The following is a 19,683-nucleotide window of genomic DNA, read 5'->3' as shown; positions in this document are numbered from 1 at the left end:
AATTATGATGAATTGATTATTGTGCGTTTTGTTGTATTTGAAGCGTTTCTGATACGTGACCGTCTGAGATTTCAATATTGGCTACTCGACCAATTTCGGGAGTAGCGTTTGCATCGATTGTAACGGTTATCTTATCACTACCTACACCCGAAGTCTTGGAAAAGCTTATCCAATCGGAATTATCATCTACCGACCATTCGTATAAAGTCGCTATCGTGAGTTCAAAGCTTCCACCACCTGCGTTAATCGTCTTTGATGTATCGGAGATAAAAATATCTTGTAGATCTCCGCTAGCTAGCCAGTAATAATACCAAGTGCCATTTGATAACACACTAGAGAAAAAATAAATATCGACCACACCACCTTGAATAACCTGGTTAGATTTGCCTTTCGGTGTTAGAATTTGGCATTGCGGTATAGCTTCTCCGCTATTATCAAGTGTAAGTTTTCCTGCTACACGACCACGCATAACTTTGTAATGCGTTACATCGTGATCTTCTAAACTATTCTTATTAATACTGAAGCTTTGATCTGTAGTTCCTTCCTTAAGGTGTAATGCACTTATTTTTGAATTTCGGTTGAGTACATAAGTAGCAGCATTGGGAACATCAATAATTTCAGTTTTTTGATATCCAGGTACTTCAAGACTTTGGAATTTTCCAATATTCGCTTTGATATTTTCGGCAATGTGAATTTGTTCCAGGGGTGCATTGCCAACTCCCATTCCTAATCGATCGTTATTGAAAACTATACTACCCTCTGACATACTTTTATGGATGTACATGACGGGTTCATTCGTGAGCGAGTTAATAAGTAGAAAATAACCAGAAGGGTGTGTTTGCCATGTCCAGTCCCCTGTAATTGCATTCCCTGGGCCACTATTATTGGTTAAGCGAAGTGATGGATAATTACTTCTAGCTTTAAAGCCTTTTCCTGTTAATGCTGAATAAAATAGATCATTGTCCTGGTTGAAGAAAACCGTTAGTAATTCAAGAAATGAATTTCTATTAAAACTAACTTCCCTTCCGGTTTCATCGATAAAGAAAACTTGACTTTTATACCCTGTAGTATTTGCCTTTAAATCCTCAGTCTTTTCATTGATTTCCTTTAAAGCATCTTGTGAGTTTCTCGATAATAAGTTTGATATAGGCTCTAATTTTGCCTGGTATGCTGAGATATTTTTTTTTCCAAAATATTTAGGATCGAAAATATTAAATTCGTGCTGTATCCATAAATTTCCAATTATAAATATTTCGTTTGCTCCCCAATCTTCTACTTTTACAATACCTTCACTAACTATTTGTTTTTGAGGATAGCCAGCATCCGTGTTGTATAAGTAATAATCTTCCAATTCGGGATCATTGTAATAGTAATTAGCGATAGCAGGAACAATGGAATTATAGCGTGGAAAAGTATTATTTTCAACATTTCTTTGCGAGGAATCCAAAGGAACGCCTTCAAAATATCTAAGATCATTAAACCCGCCATTTGCACTTGATCTTAAATACTTAGAAACATTAAGTATTGCTTTTTTTATGTTTTTTGGCGTAACTCCATCAGTTGTTGATGAACCAGTGTAAATAATATTGGTAAGATTAATACTTCCCTGTTCTATACCTTCCGTAGTTTCATAATCATATAGGCGATCACCTGGAAAATGGTTTGCCATTGCATCTAGATGAGCTATATCTATGACATGGCATAGCGTTATGTTACTGTAGAATACCCCTTTGTTTCTATCATCAGAAGAGTTTCTGTATATTTCGTATAAAGTACCGTCCGTAAACATCGCATATTTACACCACATTTTTACGTGGTTTCTCATAGCGACTTCTTTTGGAGTGTCGTTATTATTAACAGCCCAATGATGAATATACCCCACGATATCAAACATTCTATTATTGAATATTGCTTCTTGGAAATTGGTTACTACAAAATCTATGTTTGGGGTGCCATCTGAATTTTCTATTGGATAATGAAGTGTTGTGGTAAGATATGATGGGATAGCAAAGTTTCCTTCTTTCCAATCAACCCCTAAAACAGCAGGTATTTTACGTTCATAATAATTCCAAAGAATGGTATTAAAGTCCTTAAAATAATTTTTTATATCCGATATGTTCTTATTTGTCCAAACATTTTGAATGTTGTAAATCAATTCAAATGCTTTGTGCATTTTCTTAATATTCGTAGCGAAATGGAAATAAGCACCTCCTATCCATTCTATAGTGCCAACAGGATGCTCAAATGTGCCAGGATCTTGTAGATCATTTGCCAGCAGTCTAATTACAAATTCTTCGGCTACAGCATTTGCTACACTTTGATCATTTGTCAAACTAGCATATAAAGCTGCATGAAAAATATTCCTTAATTTGCTTGTATCTTTAGTGCCACCCGCCATAACTGAGGGATATGAATATCTTCCCTCAGTAGGATTATCAAGAAATTCATCTTTATTATTTACTAAATCAGTAAAATCATCATTAAAAAATGGAGTAGGTTTAAATTTACTTTTAAACCTTTTAATGTTGATTTTTTTAGCTTTGGTGCTAAACTGTAGATCATCGCCTTCTAAACTTGTATCAGTATCCTCTCTAAGCGTTTGAGCCGTATCACTAGTATTCCCACCGGCAAGGACTGGAGAATCACCAAGAGCTGAGCGAATAGCTTCAAGATCTACCTGGCCATCAAAAGAAATTCTGGTAAAATCCCCGGCAGTCGCTAATTTTGTATTTCCATTATAAGAACCAGCAGCACCGGTAAAAAGCCAAACTACTTCTTTTTCATTTTGAGTAGCTGTAACCTGAACATAACCTGTTGCTGGAATTTCGAAACTGGTGCCGTAAGCCTGGTAATTTTCCAGAGCCTTATTGTTAAAGGCTTTTTCTATTGCCAGAGCATTGATGTTACCAAGATCAATAGTTTTCTTTTGCGCATTTTTTAGTTTCTCAATATCCTGTAATAGGCTTTCAGGGATTTCAGTATTACTGTTACCCCATCCAACACGATCAACTACTTTTCCTACTCCCATTTGTACTAGATATTTTGATTTGTTATTCCTTGGTAGATTAAAAAGCCAATAGTGGCCACAATAACAATACTTCCTACGGATAGCCCGGGATTTTCAACTCCGAACTTTTTTAAGCGTTTTAACCATCCCGAAAGGAATGTTGCTGAATTAGAAACTGTCTCGTAATGCTTTTTTCGATAACCGTTAAACAGATTGACAAAACGTACAGGATCTACACGGTTAATTGCAGATAAAGTCATCGGGCCCATTACATCATCTTCAGATAGATTATAACCGAAATGATTATTAAGACATCGCTGTGCCAATAGCACACCATTACCTGCATTTACTTCATGATCGATTATCGTGTTAGCAACAGCTTGATTAATAATTTTATCACCACCGTTCTTTAACCAGAAATACTCCAGGAATAATTCTTTTGCGTAAGATTTGGTAATCGCGAGCATATCAGCTTTACTTGGTGGGTAGCCCAAAATGCTTTCGTACCACCTTGCAGAAATGCCATGGTTCGTTCCTACATATTGACCAAGACTATTTTTATTGCCTGGATCATTTGTATTGTTTTGATAACCGCCTTCTACTTGCTGCAATAGGGGAGAGTAGGCCTCAAACGAAGCATTTAATCCAAGCGTTCCAAAATCTTTTGCGAGTAAAGGTTTGTAGTTTTTTAACTGAGCCATTACAATGTTGCTTTTTTAGGTTTGTTCCCCATAGAGATTAAGAGCATAAAGGCCAAGCCAACGCCTACCGGTTTAAACCAGTTTGTTTTCTTCTTTGGTGCAGTAATTACCACTTCATCCATAGCGTTAACATTTGTACTAAGTGTAATTGTACCTGGTACATTTGATACCGGGTATTGTTGCGCCTTAAATGATAAATGGGAAAAAATTATCGAATCGCCTGCTTGAACATTTAAGGTAGCTTTCCCACTGGTATCTGTGATCGTGCCATTGGTGGACGAAGTATATACGTGTGCACCGGAAATTGGCGAACCAAATTCATCTTTTACTATAAATTGCTTAGTCATGATATTAACGGTATTCGTGGTTTCAGATGAATTATTCGTGTTCGTTGCATCTGGAGTACTCGTAGGATTTTCCGGTTGTGCTACGTAGTCTGGATTATTATCCATATACTGTTTTGTGTAGGCGCTTCCGTATGTACGGGTAATTGTCTTCTTTCCCGGGTACGAAAAGACTACTCTATGATTTTCTTCTGAAGTGGTATGCGCAACGCCTTTACTATTGCTTACACCTCGATCGACTTCAAATCCCTTCTGGTCATACGTTACTACGGTTACACCTTTAATAACATCTCCGGTTGCACGATCAAAGAATCGAAAAGGTTTATTAATTGCCATTATGCTGCATTTTGATATCGTTTTGCTTCCGGTATAATCTGAGAGATTTTTGCAAAATCTTCAGCTGTGAGTTCGTTGCTTAACCAGGTCAAAAGACTATGATCGTCGCTGGTAAAAGGATCACCAATGTTTCTCCAAAACTTAGAATATTGTCTAGCTCCAAATGCTTCATAAACCTTTACAAAATCGTTTTGATTTAGATTTTGAAGGGAATTGAAAATGATGGTCTTTTCCTGATCATTAGGTCTTCCAAGAGTAGCCATTGCAGTATATAAGCGTTCGGCAATCGCCGTAGCTTCAACACTGCTTAATTGTGATGATGGATACTTAGGGTTTTTTTGAACCTTCGGAATTTCATCTTTTTTGAGGTACTGAAAACCTACATAGGCTACAGCTCCTAAAGCTGCTATTCCCACAACAGGAATAACGTATTTGCTAACCGCATTTGGGATTGGAATTGGTGTCATAATTTTATCAGATAAAGGTTTTGATCAGCCCCCATTTTTTGTCGAGAGCTTCAATCGCCTTTGGCTTTCTGGCCAGTTCTTCCAGTTTCTGTAAGTGTTCTGGAGAAAGATTAGCCAAAACGTTAAGCGATTTTCTTTTTTTGTTGGCCTCTTCTGGAGTGTTGGCCATAATTACAAGCGTTGATGCTGCCATGATGATTTAAATTAATTGATGTTCTTTTAATAAATTGATCCATAAAGGCTTTATTCTCTGCTAATCCCTGTGCAATAACATGAGAAGCGGCATTCGATAAATCGTCTGGAACCTGAGCCCTTCCGATTAAATCAATAAGATATTGTTTGTTGTCACTAAGTTTTGGTTGCTGTGGAGCGTTTAATCCCTGTGATTGTCCGCCGGGTCTGCTAAATTGCTGGAGGATCATTGGAATTATATCAGGCTTATCGGCTAACTTGTCAAGCAGTTTATCAAAACTAGATGGTTTGTTGTTGCTTTCCAGTTCATTGCGAAGTACCTGCTCTTTATATTTATCAACTTGACTTTTTAAATCCTTATTTTCAGCTTCTAAAAGGCTGTTTTTAGAAACTAACTCGTCATGTTGCTTTGCCCTGGTAAAAGTGTCTATGGTATCGCTAAAGCTTAAACCACTGGCAGGATTTCCAAGTCCCGGGAACATTTGTGATTGTTGATGTGTGGCAGCCGGCCGAACCGTACTACCACTTGCATCAACGTTTCTTTTTTCAGGCTGGGAGAGCGCAAAGTTTAGTCCGCATCCTTCTTTACGATAAGAAGAACCGTTTTTTCTTTTTCGTTGTAACTGTACATTGGTAACGCCACGGGATAATAACTCCTTAAAATAATCCATTGGGGCGGTGTAACGAGTATTCAAATCCTGAAAAGAAAGACATTTCTCCAGGACTTCATCTTTATTAACGTCGTAGACTTCCCAACGGTTAAGAGGATCGTTCTTAAGCCAATTAATGATTTTATCTAAACTTTGCTCTGCCATAACTTTTTAACATTTTTCAGGGACTACGAAATAGCATTTGCAGTCCTTTTTTCCTGCACCTTCAAATCGAACAGGTACATTTCCGGTCATTTCAAACCCGGTTGCACCGGCCTGAAAACTTTCTCCCGGTTTTAACCTGGCTTCCATCACATATACATCGGTTTCTCCAAAATTGTAAAAGGTTGGTTCTACCTTTCCATCGATTGGATAATCCCGATTATCAGTCTTGATAAGCTCGAAGGTTAATTTTCCTTTTAACATGTGGTGTCGTTGTCAATAATTCCGAAAACTACCTGTACCTGAAAGTTTTCGGTAAGGTCTGTAGTAGCCGTTAATTTTAAGGTTAACGTACTTCCACCGGTGTATTCAAGCGGCTTAAATCCGTCTAAGAATTTGCCGGTATCATTTTTCTTCCAGAAGTCAAGATCCATTTCAGTCTCAACCTCACTACCATTTTCATCAAATCCAAGATTTATAATTTGATCTTTTGGTTTAGAGCCTATAGCAGCAGCAAAAACACGTTTCCCGGAAGGGATAAGAATAGTATTCTGATCGTATTTAGAGCCGGCTTCAATGGTAAGTACCTGCTTGCGCCATTTAACTTTCTGCATAATTTTTACTTTAGAAAAAAAGCCCTGCCCGAATTGCAAGGCAGGGCTTTTCGAATTAAACTAACCAACCAACTAATGTTGTTATATGTTTTTCAGGGTTTTGAAGCCTTTGATTCTCACTTCTACATAAACATTTTTTCCTGCTTCAGAAGGAGCTAATGTTTGCCCACCAGGGAAAACAAAATCCCAGCTCATTGCTGTTTCATCTGCTAACAGAATGAAAGTTTCCAGGTCATGGAAATAATCTTCTTGCTTTGTAGGCATTTCACCTGCAATAAGATCGGCTACAGGTACATCTAAGATCTCACGGCCATTTTGCTTTAAAACGAAATTGGCGTTTCTAAGTGCTGCCGGTACATCCTGAGTGTAGATAACTGCACCTTCTTTGTCGGCTCCGTCTCCTTCTGCAAATCCTACAGAAATAGCATCTGCTACCACTGCCATGTTTTGTGGCAATGAATTTCCGTTCATGGTAGAGATACCAGCTAATTTTTTAGTGTTCTCGTCAATGAATGGATAAGTAGAAGAAGCGTTAGTTGCGTTCTTTCTTACTATTGCAGTATGCTTAAGTAAACGCACTCTTTGGCTTGCAAGATCCTGACGAAGACCGGCAGATAATTTGTCTGTTACTTCACCTAAGAACGCTAAGGCAGATAGGTATTTAATACGATTGCTATGAATTGTTGTCATTTCTGTTCGTTTTTTGAAATTGATGAATGATTTTTAAATGATGACTTTTATCGATTTTTATACTAGTAAGCTGAAGCTTTATTAGCAGATGGGATTCTTGGAGCAGCAGGCTCAAAGTTGATTACCGGAGCCGCGTTTAATGCAGTGTAACTGCCGCCACTCTCACAAGGGCATGCAAGACCAACCGCACCACCTACAAATCTGGAGGCCATAGAAGTGTCGTCTACAGAGATTTGACCTTCTGCGAAATCACGAATTGCTGCAAGACCTTGCTTAACTGCAATACCAATTCCTGCCATTTTTAAGGCCTGTGAGATACTGTCTTTTCCTTTTACGATAGAGGCTAATAGAATTCCGCCGCCGGTCATTCCGTAGCGTGCAGCCGTTTTATGCTCTGCCGGGATGATCGCCATAGCACCATCGGAAACAGCACCACCAAGAACAGCTCCACCGAAACTAACGGCTTCAGTGCTAATGTTTGCTAAAGAGATTTTTCCAATTTTCATTTTTACAATGGATTTAAATTTTGATTACTTATTTATGACGTTGATGCTATGTGATTACTTTTTTAAAAGATTCACGACCATTCCGGCTAGTGCTATCTTTTTGAAATGTTTATCCAACCAGCTTTTCTCAGCAGGTGGAGGGTTTTTTGGGACTACCGAAGAATCATTTATCGGAGTTTCTGCCGCCGTTGCAACGGCTTTATCATAATACCAGGCATGTGCTACCAAAGTTTCATCACCCGGCCACTTGTAGTTTTCTAACTTTTCTACTCCTGTTTCACTGGCCAAGGTTCTTTTTACCTGAAAAGCTGGATCTGTTAGAATGGCCTTAAGCGTATTTTCTATGGCGGTTATTACCTGTGTAAGCACTTCAGTTTTAGCAAGCTCTACATCGCCAATACTGCTGATAATGGATTCATTACTTTTGGCACGGTAATAAGCCGTTGCAACGGCTAGATCTCGAATAAGCTTATTGGTATCTTCTACCGTTGCAACGGCGTTGCAACGGCTCTCAAAAAAGGCTTTGAAGGTATCATTAAACCATTGTTCTACATCATTATGCACATGGCTGTCCAAATTTGCTTCTTCATTGCATTGCACAACTAATAGTAGCTGTGCCAAGCTATTCTGAAAAGTAGTTTTCGAGCTGTCCAAATTGATAGAACGGATTAATGATGTGATGATACCCAGCTGCATTACTTTTTAGTTTTAGTAGTTGCGTTTCCCTGTTTCATTTGCTTCATTACCATTGGGATAGAAATAGCTGCAATGGCTACTGGTGCGAGCCATCCCATACCGGCCTGACTAGCTCCCTGATTGGTGTTACCAATAGGAACCTGGTTGTTTCCGCCGTTTTGATAATTGCTTCCAGGATTGGTATTGCCTCCCATATTCAAATCCTGATCTGTAGTTACTACATCATCATAATTTGGTGTTGATGATTGGTTTCCGCCTTCTACACGGTAACTATCATATTGATAAGCGTATTTGCTACCAAACTCAGCTCCCCATGTATAAGGTTTGCCAATACTGGGCATCGGTTTTTCTGTTTGCAGAAAACCCTCTTTTTTCCCGGTGGGAACTAAGGTTAAACCTGAACTTTCCAAAGTTTGTAGTACACGCTGTTTAGCTTCTTCAGCTCCTTTTTGTCGTGCTGCATAGCCTTTACGAGTACAGCTTGCGTATTTTGAGGCTTGTCCGTTTTTTGAATCTGCTATGTATGCATCTATGGCATTCATAAACTTGTTAACCGTTGTGGTGTTAACGGCCTTATCAAGACCAGCGTGATCATTGATAAAGAAAGGAATATCGGTTTGTAATGCAGATTGTGCTTTACTTTCGGAGTAACTGGCATTCCAGCAGGAAAGGTCGAAACCATTTGCGAAAATGGCACCAAAGGTATTTCCGAAGAAATCCTGTGGTAACATATTCATTAAGGCTTTACCAGCAGCTACAGCAGCAGTGCCGGTAACAACTATCCCTAAACCTCTTTGATATTCCGGGTCTGAGACTAAGGTGAATGTAAATTCTTTGCCTTGAATGCTAATACCGTTATCAATAATAGCAAACTGAGGATCTACACCTTGCGAGGTATATTTATTCACTTCGCTGCGAATGGCATTTACCGTTGCAACGGGAACATTATTTTCTAATAGGAAAAGGCAAAACTTATTGAAATTATCAATAATGTTCTGCTTTTCTGCACTTAACACATTAGAAGGTGCATTAAGACCAACGTGCTGTAGCATCATAAGATCATGTTTTTCTAAATAATTAACTTCTTGATTGTGATGCCTTGTTGCATCAATTACGAACGTTGGTGCATTTTTAGAATAGCTTTCCGGGTTTTGGTCTTGATAGATCACAACATATACATGTGTCCAGTGTTCAGGATTGAAATATGGTTGACGTACCTGGCGAATGGCGTGTTTGATGCCTAGATTTGAGAGAATGGAGCTTGCGAAAACCGAAAAGCTTTTACAGTCTACACCTTCTTTTCTTTTATGCCAGGTGCATGCAGGAGAAGAAATTTGTTGCAATGCGCCGTCTGCGTTATATTGAATGTGATCGTAAGAAAATTTATAAATATTATGTGCCAATAACCTTAAATCTTGACTGTAAAGCAGGGCGGCAAGTTCTTTTGTTTGCCAGGCATACTTAATAATCCAATCTCGCATTTCATCTACAGTATGGAAGGTATCACCTTGCCCAAGATCTGTAGAGGCACAACTTACCGCCGGGATCAATTTCTCGTACTGTTTTCCTGGTTTCAGATTGCGCTTAAGTGATGCGTTTTGTTCCTGCGTTACAGCCATTGAAGCTTTTTCTTACTTGTTTAGGCCTGCAAGATGGGGAAGGGAAATCTTGGAGCTGAAGGATATAGTCGAACTGCATCGAATTCGATCTAACTTTCTGCTATAAAATAGAATTTTGAATAATTTAAACGCATTTTAAATTATTCCAATAAAGAGGGAGATATTATGTTTCCTGTAATTAAGAAAATACCTGACATTGGGTATAGTATTTAATTCGGTTTAATTGTATATTTCTGATTATCAATCAAATAAAATTATTATGGCAAGACAATTGGAAAATACTCAACTTTTATTCGTAGATCTTAACGGAGCTAATATTCAAAATCCTAACATATTTTATTCGGTCAAATTAGCAGAATATTTGGGGGGTGATGGTGATTCTATTAGAAATAAATTATGTGATATAAACTTAACAGCTTTTTATTGTCATGATTTGCCCGATTGGTCTAAGATGAATGAGGCGATTTTAAAGTTTAATGTTAAATATTATCCATCTAATGATAATAATGCTGATTTAAATGAAGCTTCATTTGTAAGAGACTTTAGGGTGAAAGATGGAACTTCTCCTGGAGGGTTCCTACATAGAAAAATCTTTAAGAATGTTAATTACGGAGAAGAACTATTCTTGAAAGTTAAGCTTGATGAGATTGATGAAAAGTTTGATATATCAAAGGTAACTGGAATGATTCAAAATACTAGTATTGGGGAATATTTGAATCTAGGTGGAGCGCTTGACTATATTAAGCTAGGAACAGAGATTTATGACGGTATTGCAGAAATGGTCGTAAAAGATGATCCGATTTGGGATGAGGATGATATAAGTTTACATTCTGATTTTCCTCAAGGGGGTGGCTCTGCAGCTTTAAAAGAGGGGACTTATATTTTAATTTCTACCTCAGATACAAAAGGGAAGTCTACAAAATATTGGGAGGATGATTATTCTAATGTTTTCTATAAGGGGAAACATTTACATTTGGGAGCCGAAGAAAACGACAATCATCTAAAAACTAATTACATGGTTTTTGAGATTAAATTTCATTAGTATTAGATTTTAAGATGGATAGTTTAGATATGATTATTTCTATTTCAGCAAGTATATTTAGTTCTTCAATTACGTATTATTTGGCTGTTAGAAAAAGTAGAAATGATAAGTTAAATCTGGAAAGAGAAATATCTGCTAGATATGGCGAAAAACTTAATGAATTAAGGCTTAAATATTACGGCAGAGCATTCGAATTAACAGACTTGCTTGGTAAACGAATCCGTGATGAAGATGATTTACCTGGTATTTATAAAACTCTAATTAATGGTTTACGAGATTGGAAGACAGGTGAAGTAAACCTAATTCTCTCCGATAACTCATTGAATTGCTTTTATGAATTAATAGAAGCTTCGAAAGCTGAGCTAGCGTTAGGGACAAAATATAATGATCAACAATTAGATAAAATTTGGCTAAAACGTACCGGGTTTAGAAATAGTCTTAGGCAAGATTTAGGTATTTTGAGACTTATTGATTCTAATCAAAAGATAAACTTTGTAAGGTAAAAGTTAATTGATAGAATAGAATTTAATCTAAATTATTGGAATTAAGAATTATTTAACCGAAAATTGTACTAGGCGATCGTAGAATAAAGAATTTCGTCAAATTTTGAAGAATTTGAACGCGTTTCATTACATCTAAATTAGAAAACCGTTAAAATTCTTAACGGTTTTTTTATCAGATAGTTTTAGTGCAGAATTTTTTAATTTCTAGTGAAATCTACCATTCTAAAGTTAAACTTTTTTGTGGATAGTTGATCATAAGATTAAAATTCTCGAGAAAATCAGCTGTGCCAACTAATGGGGGAATTGAATTATTTTTAATAAAAGAGACTTCTAAATTCATAGTTTTCACAATCGAATTTCTTTGCATGTTGAGAATATCAATTTTGATTTTAAATGAATATGTTTCCAAGCCCTGTCCAGAAATACCTGCTGTTCTTGTCTTTGATTCAGTTGATTTGTTTAAGGGGATTCCAAGATTAATTGCTATCATCATAGGAAAAGTACATTTTTCAGCTCCGCTATCAACTAAAGCTAATACGGATATACACTTTCCATTTTCAGGATTAGTTAACTTTAATGGTAATTTTGGTTTTAATTGATTCTTATTATCAATTGTTAACGGATACGAAGATCTACTCAAAATATGAATTGATAATCTGGATTAGTTTCAAAATCTAAAATAAACTCCTCTCCTGATTTTTCAGCTTGCTCAATTACTTTTAGAGCATCATTGCTTTCGAATATGACTTTACCCGTAAGAAGGCCTATAGCTCTTACCAATACCGTGTTTTGAGATTCGAATTTATTTTCTTTAGACATTTTTTAAAGAATTAGTTTGTAAAAATACCTGTTTTTAATCGAAATAGGTGACTTTTTTTGCTAAAATATACTTATTATGTCGTTAAAATACAAATAAGTCGGATTAAGTGTGGATGTTGTTCTCAGGTTCTATATCATAAACGTAAATCAATGTTTATTACTAATTTTTTAGAGACAAGCGTTAATTATATATTTTTATATATTTGATGAAATTTTTCCGTAAAATGTTAAAAGATAAACAAGTAAATTTTATTCTTAGTGGAGTTTTTCTTACTCTTTGCATACCTCTAATTATAGGTTTAGTTCTTTTCTTATGGATCTTAGATGACTTTAACTTTAGAGATGTTATGTTTTTTGCTACAGGATCTGTTGCTATCTTAACTTTTATATTGCATACAATTAATGGCGAAAGAGATAAGAAGTTCAAGCAAGAGCAAATGGAAGAGACCAAAGCTTTCAATGAAAAAAATCTTTATAATAAGAAGTGTGAAAGGAGTTATTTGATAATTTCTCAGTTCTATAAACCTGAGATGGTAGAATCACTAAGGGCTTATCGCGAATTAAAACGAGAAGTTCCGAATTTAATAAAGAATTCAAATGTAGAACCTTTTAAGGAGCATCTTTCAAAAAACCCAAAGGATCATTCAAGGTTGCATTTACTTTTAAACTCATTCGAAAATATTGCTATTCAAATAAAGAAGGAATTTATTGATGAGGATATTATAAAAGACGCTATGCATTCGATGTTCTACAATATTTATATTACATTACACAGTTACATAAAAGATGCTCAAAGTGAGAAAGGGCACGAAAAATGCTGGGAAGATTTTGTTAAGTTATGTAGGGATTGGGGCGAGCCTAATTAATAATTATTTTTATATTAGCGCAATATTAAAATGACAAGTACGTTGTTAAATAACATGAATTTATAAGATAAAGATAAAAATGTTCTTATCTTTAAATACGAGAATAGATTAAAACTAGACCTATTATGAGCAAAATTGAGAAGAATTTAAGTAGTAAAAAAGATTTAGGAGGTTTTTAAGCCTTTATTAGAATTAAATAAAAGCCCGTATTGTCACGCAATACGGGCTTTTTTTATGAAATCCGTTAGAGATATTGCGTTAGATTTTAAAAAGGTAATTGTAGTGCGATCGAAATGCATTCGTAGGTTCATAGCTGTTTTCTATAAACCATTCAGTTTGATTAATTAGTCGTAATTTAAAGTCCTTATTACCCCCAGAACCATTCACGCCCAAATGAATCGTAGTTAGATTTAGCGAAATAATCTATAATAGTATCCTCTAAGGGTAATGGGTTTTTTACATTCCACTTTTTAATAATTGGAAATCATGTATTTCTTTTTGGTAAAATGAAAGCCATTTGTTTAGATTCGATGTAGGTCCGATTTTTAAAATTTGAACTTCAGATCTGTTTGCAATGTTTGTAATAAGTGTAGCGATGCCATATTTAGTATTAAAAACGTCTTTTTTATTTACTGAAATTAATCTAGAAGTGCCTAAATAGAAAGTATTTTTGTTATCTTTTGATATTTGTGTAGCTATATATTGGCCGTTAGGTGAGTTGATTATATTTTCTTCTGAAAATTTCATAAGCTTAGATTTAATCACCGTTGCAACGGCTAATAAACGATTATGATTATGCTTTTATTCGAATAAATCATTAAGAATTTATCGCGATATTTAAGTTTAAATAATTGAGGAGTTTTAGATAAAAGTCACTTGAGTCCTTTCTCCCAGAGAATTAAGTATATTTAAAATCAGAAAAGCCGTCTTATGACGGCTTTTCTATATCTATTCTTTACATCCCTGGTTTTGGGCCTCCACCGCCAAAATCCATATTAATTGTTTGAAATCTTTTTTTAGCGATATTACCTTCAGAGTCTGTTACCACCAAATATAATCGTAAAACTTCCATTCCTTCAGGAATATAACTGTATACCGATTGGGTAGATCCCCATGTCATTGTGTATGTTTCTCCTTCATCAATGCTTCTATACCAGTGATATGTGTAAGGTGGTTCGCCAAGGTCTCCATAAGCTAAACCAGTCCAAGTATAGTTTTGGTCTGGATAACCATGGCTAGGCCCATTAACAGTTGCCCAGAATATTGGAGGGAAAAGTATTTGTATAGCATCAATATCTCCTGTAGAAAAATCAGATAAAGAACATGCATAACCACCTTGCATGATTGAATTGCTATCACTATATGGAGTATTAGGAATATAGCTTTCAGAGGAATCATTAGTGTGGGCTAATCCGATTGTATGACCTAGTTCATGCTGAACGTTTGCTATTCTTAAGGTTTCTGTGATTCCACCAGAGCATGCATTAAAATCAGGATTTATAAGTATTAAATTACCAGGCATTAAATTAGACGTTGGGGGTAGTGCAGCTCCAAATTCATTAGCATTTAAAGTTTGCCCAGCCGATGAATCATACATAATTTGGATATCAGCCGATGAGTTAGTTATTTCAACAAAATGAAAATTAGTTTCTAAGTTATTCCATCTCGTAATAGCTTGTCTGGATGCGTTGCGCCACGTGGAGGACATGCTAGGGTGCAAATAGACTGAAATAAACGTTCGGTCTGTGATATACGGTGTATGCCTTTGTCTATTTGAGTTTAGAGCATATGATTTTTCTTTTGAAAATAATATGTCTCCTTGCACAAGGTAATAATCTCCGAAATCTTCGATTTCTGACTTTTCATAACCTCTTGCGAGAATTACTTCTAAAGTTGTTACTTGTTGTTCTTCAATGGAGAGATTTTCTTCAGAAGGAACCTCGTCGATACTATCGGTTGTGCAGGAAAAACCTAAGAGTAATAGAGGTAATACAAAAAACTTGTTAAAAATTTTCATGGTTTAATTTATTTTAGGTTAAGTATGTGTTAATGTATGTAAAATTTTCATAAAAATGTATTTAATCGATAAAATAGGGTGTTTTTCCCCTTTACTGTTCTTTTTTCGTGTAGGAAAAATAGTCGTCATTAATATAATTATTACAGGGGTTCCCTGTAACCTTCCGGTGCTCCTAGTTCTTCAAATAATTTTTCTACTTGTTTTGCATTCAGCGAATGCATTCTTTTTGCTTCTTCTTCAGTGATGCCCGGGCAATTGTAGGGAACTTCCTTTTGGATCCAGTGGATGATTTTTCGAAGCTTGGCGGTACTCATCCAACCGTATAATCTGTAAATTTCCTGTTTCTTTAGCTTTTTAGGGATAGCTTGTAAGGTGCTTTGGTGTTGCATATCTTTTGAATTTAGGTTACAAGTTGGCTGATCGTAAAATAAATTCGAAAGGACACACTGTATTACGGTGGTAAACGCCGTTCCTGGTTAAAGTTTTTCATGATACTGCTGCTGCTTTAATTTGTAATGCTGTAGGTAAGGCCTGATCGATCACCGTAACATAGCCGTTGCAACGGCTGCGTTCCCATATTTCAGTGGTTTTTTGACTTACCTGATCTTGCAAGGCTTCTTTTAAAACAATTGCCTTATGCAATGGAAGGTCTATTAAACTATGGTTTGCCGGTTTTTGTTTCTCTGTCCTGCTATGGAAATCATAGTAAAGTTCTACTGCTACGCCTATTCGCATTTTATAATTATCTGCGTTATTGGGCAGCATGTCTATAAGTGCGTGTTGAAAACTTACATAGTTGTTCAACGCCATTTTAAAAAGTATTAGATCTTTTTGAAGCACTTTACTTATTTTTATTTGATATCTACACATGCTCTCTTATTTTAGGTTTCAACAAGCATTCGACCTCTTTCTTTATTCTCGAAAAACATGATCTTTTTTACGTTGATTTCTCCTACTTTTTTTGCAAAACGGTTGGCCATAGCGTGAAAGATCTTGTCCTGATTACTTTTATATTTTTGATCTTCTTTGAAATACGAATACCACACCGTTTTTTGATCATTGTGATCATAAGCGACCATTTTTATACTACTGCATTGTGAGCAATTACCGCCGTTGCCATGTACGCAACGGGTCGATTTGTGGTTAGCTGTTTTAAGCATCATAAGTTCTAAGTTTTAAAGTTTCGTTATTAATAATGTTCTTAAGACCTTCCCGAATGCTTTGATTCAGGTTGTTTTCTACGTAGTAATACAGTTCCTGGCTGGTAATTTTTCCGTGAAGGTATTTTCTAACCGCTTTGGCCGCTTTCTCGTAATCTGTACTGCGATTGGTTCCCGGTTTGATGGATCGATAGCCAAATTTCTCTACGCGATCGGCTTTTATGGCCGATTTTCGCCGTTGCGCCTGTTGTGCTTTCTTGGCACGTTGCGCTTTGCGAGCTGCTTTTTTCTTCTCGTTTTGTTTAAATTGTTTCTCCAGATACCAGAAGCCAACTTCTTTTGCATCGCGGCGCGTGGTGTCCAGGTAATCATTGATGTACAGGAATTGCCAGTTACGCTTTTTCGCCCAACGTTCGGCATGGTCTACCATCCACAACCATTTTTTATATTCAGTCAGCATTTTAGATTTGGTGAAGTAACGGCCTGCAAAATTGATCATCTTTTTATCTTCCAGTTCTTCAAATGCACGGTAAAATGCACCGGCAGCACTTTGATTTTCCGCCTTAAGGCGCGAAATGTACTTCATGAATTGTTGGAAAAGCAAGGTTCTAAATACCGGTTGTGAAAGTGTTCCGTTAGCAGCTTCAAACTCTAGTTGTTTGATGGCGATAGGCATTGCATGCACAAAATTATTGGCTGCAAGCTGTTGGCATAGTTCCCAAGGATCTTGTATAGCTTCGGTTAACTGGCCAGATACGGGATTCGCGCCGCCGCCCGGTGAATTTTGTTCCTGTTTTCTCGCAAGATCTTTAGCCTTTTGGCCCAAAATTTCACCTTTTTTGCTTAGTTTTTTTTCAGGCATTCCTTCGCTTGACGGTGACCCAGTAGTGTTTCCAGTAGCTGCCGTAGGTGCATTAGCACCGTTCCTTTCATCAGGGAGGCCATAGGCATCCCCTTTAATTCTATTCTTATTCTGTAATGATCCTGTACTATGATCACTATAGGTGGTTTTAACCGTTTTAAAAAGGCTAATCGATTGGTTTGGTGTGATTTGTGATTTTTTGGTTTTGGCTTCGTCTACCACCAAAATTTCAGGGTTAAATTGCAGGGAAAAGCCAGCGTTGCGGCCGTGAGATTTGTAATTGATAAGCATGCCGGCAGCAACTAATGTATGTACATGATCTAAGATAGCATCATTCTTAAATCGGCACTGCTTTACCCCGTCGATTTTGTACCTTTTTAAGCTCTCTGAGTTGGTATGAAGCCTTGGAAGTGTTCCGGTAGTATGAATTTTTGTACGTTCTTTCCAGGCGTTTAGATCGCGAATTTGGGCAACGTAAAATTTTAATAAGATTTCGAAGGTTTCAAGTTCGTTTTTAAGGGGCTGGTATAGGCGCATAAGAAATTTAGTGCCGTTGCAACGGTTAAAATCGATCACGTGTTTATTGTACTCCATAGGTTCTACCTTGGCCAGCTTGTTATCAATCTTAAACTCTTGCCACAAAATCTTTTGTTCTGTAGTGTGGGGGTGTTCCCGTTGCGCACGCCTGTATTCGGCATTAATTTCTTTTAGCCCTTTGCTTTTTTCGGCCTGTGCCTGGTTAAAGAGCTGCGCTGCTTTCTTCGCATTTTGGATGCTAAGATTAATGCAGCGTTTAGTGAATGTTGGCTTTCTATAGGATTTTTGCTTTTTAGTGGCGGTTGCTTGGGTTGCAGCATCGGGGAATTGATTAAGCAACAATCCTTTTAAAGAAATGTCTTGGTTTGGGTTGGATCTACCTTGGTTTATCATAATTATTGGTTTTAAGCAAATACAGGCCGGGGTAAGTCTCACTATCCCGGCGGTATTTGCAAGCTAAGGCTATGCCTCGCCGTCAGGTTTTGTTATTATTTTTTCGCCGTTGCAACGGCTCGCCACTGTACCGTTGCAAAGCCGTTGCGATATGTGTTTTTGTGATCTTTTTATCATGTTTTTGGGTTGCATTGTCTTGGTTTATTGTATATTTGTATTGGACTACTTGATTTATCAAAATCATGTTATCGGGGAACTGGGGAGTTCCCCTTTATTTTTTAGTAGTAAAACTCAACATACCCCGTTCTTTATCTTTTCCTGTATTTCTTCGAAAAAAGCAACTTCCTTTAGTGTTTCAGCTTTAAAACAGAAGTAACCAAGTTCTTCCAACTGGTCTTTAAGGTTTTCGGCTTCTATTGAATAAGCACTCATAACTATTTTAATTTAGGTTCAACTTGCTTTTAAATACCGTTGCAACGGTGATGTTTGTTAGCTTTGGGTGTTTTGGGAGGCTTTTATTTCTTCGTGGGACATAGGGAGTACGAAGAAGGTGTTATAGTCGTTTTCATCAAACCACAGCACTTCCATAAGTGGTGTGTTACTTAATACCAGTTCCCAAAACTTGGGACGTTTTTCATAGTACAGCTCTACAGAATATTGCTGTATGTGGTAGTTGTTAATGAGGTTTTGATGCTTAATATTTTGTCTAAAGCGATTGTCTATTCTTTGCTGAAAGTGCATGGCTTGATTAAAGCGTTGTACTAAGTGGGCAAAAAACATACAGACCAAAAAGACACAAAATGCAATAAGGATAATTAAGAATTCTATTCTTAATTGTGAGCCATATTGCAGGTTTTGAGCTACATTTTTTTGAGCAATAAATGCTATTAAAAACTTCATCATTTTAATTTTAAACAGGCGCACCTTTTTAACCAATTAAACCGCTTTATAACTCTACCTATGCCGGTGGTACGCCTGTATGTTATTTTTCTCCCCGTGCCAGTTCTTCAGCAATTAGCATGTGTTCGTTGCCGGGTTTATACTTTTCTTCTATTTCGAATTTTGGCTTTTTGCGCCTCTTTTTAGGTTTGCGCTCTTTTTGTCCAACTAACTGCATAAACACTTCTTTTTGATCTTCAGGTAGGGCCTGAAAAACAGCAAAAGCGTTATATGCGGTTAGTGAACTCATTTGTTAAGCCTGGTTGTTGTGATTTCGGTTATAAAATCTTTTGATCTCTTTAGCGGCCTGTATGCTAAAGTTTAAGGGTAGGTTTTTAAAATGTTGTGGGTTTTGGGTTTGCGGGGGAACTACTTGATTTTTCATGTTTATTTATTTAGAATTATTAGATTTCGTTTTTTGATTGCGTTGCACACGCCAGGCAGTTTCTACAGCATCGCGAAGAAGGAAGCCAGCCATAAAGAGTAAAAATCGTTTCATTTTCTTTTAAATTTTTGTTCGATATAGTGAGATAAGTAAATTAGCCCTAAGCAAAGAAATCC

26 protein-coding genes are annotated in these 19,683 nt (G+C 36.7%); 3 read left to right on the top strand and 23 right to left on the bottom strand.

What is annotated here, in order from left to right; genetic code table 11:
• Positions 1–16: 16 nt before the first annotated feature.
• From BM201_RS01330 to BM201_RS01280, 11 genes are all read right to left on the bottom strand, one after another.
• Positions 17–3,028 (bottom strand): BACON domain-containing protein, encoded by a 3,012-nt coding sequence (locus BM201_RS01330; protein WP_092539600.1) that lies wholly within the window; start codon positions 3,026–3,028, stop codon positions 17–19.
• A 5-nt stretch (positions 3,029–3,033) separates the two neighbouring features.
• Positions 3,034–3,708, bottom strand: coding sequence for a glycoside hydrolase family 108 protein (locus BM201_RS01325; RefSeq protein WP_092539599.1), 675 nt, complete (start codon positions 3,706–3,708; stop codon positions 3,034–3,036).
• Positions 3,708–4,388 (bottom strand): carboxypeptidase-like regulatory domain-containing protein, encoded by a 681-nt coding sequence (locus BM201_RS01320; RefSeq protein ID WP_092539598.1) that lies wholly within the window; start codon positions 4,386–4,388, stop codon positions 3,708–3,710. The genes BM201_RS01325 and BM201_RS01320 overlap by 1 nt, the downstream gene beginning before the upstream one ends.
• Entirely contained in the window at positions 4,388–4,855 is a 468-nt protein-coding gene (locus BM201_RS01315; RefSeq protein WP_092539597.1) for a hypothetical protein, read from the bottom strand. The genes BM201_RS01320 and BM201_RS01315 overlap by 1 nt, the downstream gene beginning before the upstream one ends.
• A 122-nt stretch (positions 4,856–4,977) precedes the next feature.
• Positions 4,978–5,862, bottom strand: a complete 885-nt coding sequence (locus tag BM201_RS01310) for a hypothetical protein (protein WP_092539596.1) — start codon at positions 5,860–5,862, stop codon at positions 4,978–4,980.
• Positions 5,863–5,868: 6 nt separating this feature from the next.
• On the bottom strand, positions 5,869–6,123 hold the full coding sequence (locus BM201_RS01305; RefSeq protein WP_092539595.1) for a hypothetical protein: 255 nt from the start codon (positions 6,121–6,123) through the stop codon (positions 5,869–5,871).
• Positions 6,117–6,473, bottom strand: coding sequence for a hypothetical protein (locus BM201_RS01300; protein WP_092539594.1), 357 nt, complete (start codon positions 6,471–6,473; stop codon positions 6,117–6,119). Before BM201_RS01300 ends, BM201_RS01305 begins: the two co-directional genes overlap by 7 nt.
• A gap of 81 nt (positions 6,474–6,554) precedes the next feature.
• Complete coding sequence (locus BM201_RS01295; RefSeq protein WP_092539593.1) at positions 6,555–7,163, bottom strand: hypothetical protein; 609 nt, start codon at positions 7,161–7,163, stop codon at positions 6,555–6,557.
• A gap of 62 nt (positions 7,164–7,225) precedes the next feature.
• A complete protein-coding gene (locus tag BM201_RS01290) occupies positions 7,226–7,669 on the bottom strand; it encodes a hypothetical protein (protein ID WP_092539592.1) in 444 nt (147 codons plus the stop codon).
• 54 nt (positions 7,670–7,723) lie between these two features.
• Positions 7,724–8,365 (bottom strand): hypothetical protein, encoded by a 642-nt coding sequence (locus tag BM201_RS01285; RefSeq protein ID WP_139219105.1) that lies wholly within the window; start codon positions 8,363–8,365, stop codon positions 7,724–7,726.
• Complete coding sequence (locus BM201_RS01280) at positions 8,365–9,984, bottom strand: hypothetical protein (RefSeq protein ID WP_092539590.1); 1,620 nt, start codon at positions 9,982–9,984, stop codon at positions 8,365–8,367. Before BM201_RS01280 ends, BM201_RS01285 begins: the two co-directional genes overlap by 1 nt.
• 259 nt (positions 9,985–10,243) lie before the next feature.
• Between BM201_RS01280 and BM201_RS01275 the strand changes: the two genes are divergently transcribed.
• Positions 10,244–11,026, top strand: coding sequence for a hypothetical protein (locus BM201_RS01275; protein ID WP_092539589.1), 783 nt, complete (start codon positions 10,244–10,246; stop codon positions 11,024–11,026).
• A 14-nt stretch (positions 11,027–11,040) separates the two neighbouring features.
• Positions 11,041–11,529 carry a hypothetical protein gene (locus tag BM201_RS01270; RefSeq protein WP_092539588.1) on the top strand — a complete coding sequence of 163 codons (489 nt, stop codon included), beginning with the start codon at positions 11,041–11,043 and terminating at the stop codon, positions 11,527–11,529.
• A 214-nt stretch (positions 11,530–11,743) separates the two neighbouring features.
• Here BM201_RS01270 and BM201_RS01265 read toward each other — a convergent pair whose 3' ends face one another.
• Both BM201_RS01265 and BM201_RS01260 read right to left on the bottom strand, forming a co-directional pair.
• Complete coding sequence (locus tag BM201_RS01265) at positions 11,744–12,169, bottom strand: pepsin/retropepsin-like aspartic protease family protein (protein WP_092539587.1); 426 nt, start codon at positions 12,167–12,169, stop codon at positions 11,744–11,746.
• Positions 12,166–12,348, bottom strand: a complete 183-nt coding sequence (locus BM201_RS01260) for a hypothetical protein (RefSeq protein ID WP_092539586.1) — start codon at positions 12,346–12,348, stop codon at positions 12,166–12,168. Before BM201_RS01260 ends, BM201_RS01265 begins: the two co-directional genes overlap by 4 nt.
• 224 nt (positions 12,349–12,572) lie before the next feature.
• Between BM201_RS01260 and BM201_RS01255 the strand changes: the two genes are divergently transcribed.
• Positions 12,573–13,214 (top strand): DUF4760 domain-containing protein, encoded by a 642-nt coding sequence (locus BM201_RS01255; RefSeq protein ID WP_175486954.1) that lies wholly within the window; start codon positions 12,573–12,575, stop codon positions 13,212–13,214.
• Between the two features lie 456 nt (positions 13,215–13,670).
• Here BM201_RS01255 and BM201_RS01250 read toward each other — a convergent pair whose 3' ends face one another.
• The 10 genes from BM201_RS01250 to BM201_RS18285 form a co-directional block, all read right to left on the bottom strand.
• Entirely contained in the window at positions 13,671–13,961 is a 291-nt protein-coding gene (locus BM201_RS01250) for a hypothetical protein (protein WP_092539584.1), read from the bottom strand.
• 208 nt (positions 13,962–14,169) lie between these two features.
• Positions 14,170–15,231, bottom strand: a complete 1,062-nt coding sequence (locus BM201_RS01245) for a M57 family metalloprotease (protein WP_092539583.1) — start codon at positions 15,229–15,231, stop codon at positions 14,170–14,172.
• Positions 15,232–15,371: 140 nt separating this feature from the next.
• Complete coding sequence (locus tag BM201_RS01240) at positions 15,372–15,620, bottom strand: hypothetical protein (RefSeq protein WP_092539582.1); 249 nt, start codon at positions 15,618–15,620, stop codon at positions 15,372–15,374.
• Positions 15,621–15,717: 97 nt separating this feature from the next.
• A complete protein-coding gene (locus tag BM201_RS01235; RefSeq protein WP_092539581.1) occupies positions 15,718–16,101 on the bottom strand; it encodes a hypothetical protein in 384 nt (127 codons plus the stop codon).
• Between the two features lie 11 nt (positions 16,102–16,112).
• Positions 16,113–16,394: a hypothetical protein gene (locus BM201_RS01230; protein ID WP_139219101.1), complete on the bottom strand. Its 282-nt coding sequence runs from the start codon at positions 16,392–16,394 to the stop codon at positions 16,113–16,115.
• Entirely contained in the window at positions 16,384–18,183 is a 1,800-nt protein-coding gene (locus tag BM201_RS01225) for a hypothetical protein (protein ID WP_092539579.1), read from the bottom strand. Before BM201_RS01225 ends, BM201_RS01230 begins: the two co-directional genes overlap by 11 nt.
• 291 nt (positions 18,184–18,474) lie before the next feature.
• Entirely contained in the window at positions 18,475–18,615 is a 141-nt protein-coding gene (locus BM201_RS18065) for a hypothetical protein (RefSeq protein ID WP_175486953.1), read from the bottom strand.
• 57 nt (positions 18,616–18,672) lie between these two features.
• Positions 18,673–19,086 carry a hypothetical protein gene (locus tag BM201_RS01220; RefSeq protein WP_092539578.1) on the bottom strand — a complete coding sequence of 138 codons (414 nt, stop codon included), beginning with the start codon at positions 19,084–19,086 and terminating at the stop codon, positions 18,673–18,675.
• Between the two features lie 79 nt (positions 19,087–19,165).
• A complete protein-coding gene (locus BM201_RS01215; RefSeq protein WP_092539577.1) occupies positions 19,166–19,372 on the bottom strand; it encodes a hypothetical protein in 207 nt (68 codons plus the stop codon).
• A gap of 3 nt (positions 19,373–19,375) precedes the next feature.
• On the bottom strand, positions 19,376–19,507 hold the full coding sequence (locus BM201_RS18285; RefSeq protein WP_262508064.1) for a hypothetical protein: 132 nt from the start codon (positions 19,505–19,507) through the stop codon (positions 19,376–19,378).
• Positions 19,508–19,683 lie beyond the last annotated feature (176 nt).

The sequence above is a fragment of the Zunongwangia mangrovi genome, assembly GCF_900112105.1.
Classification (GTDB): domain Bacteria; phylum Bacteroidota; class Bacteroidia; order Flavobacteriales; family Flavobacteriaceae; genus Zunongwangia; species Zunongwangia mangrovi.
This window is presented reverse-complemented; position numbering and strand designations above follow the sequence as displayed.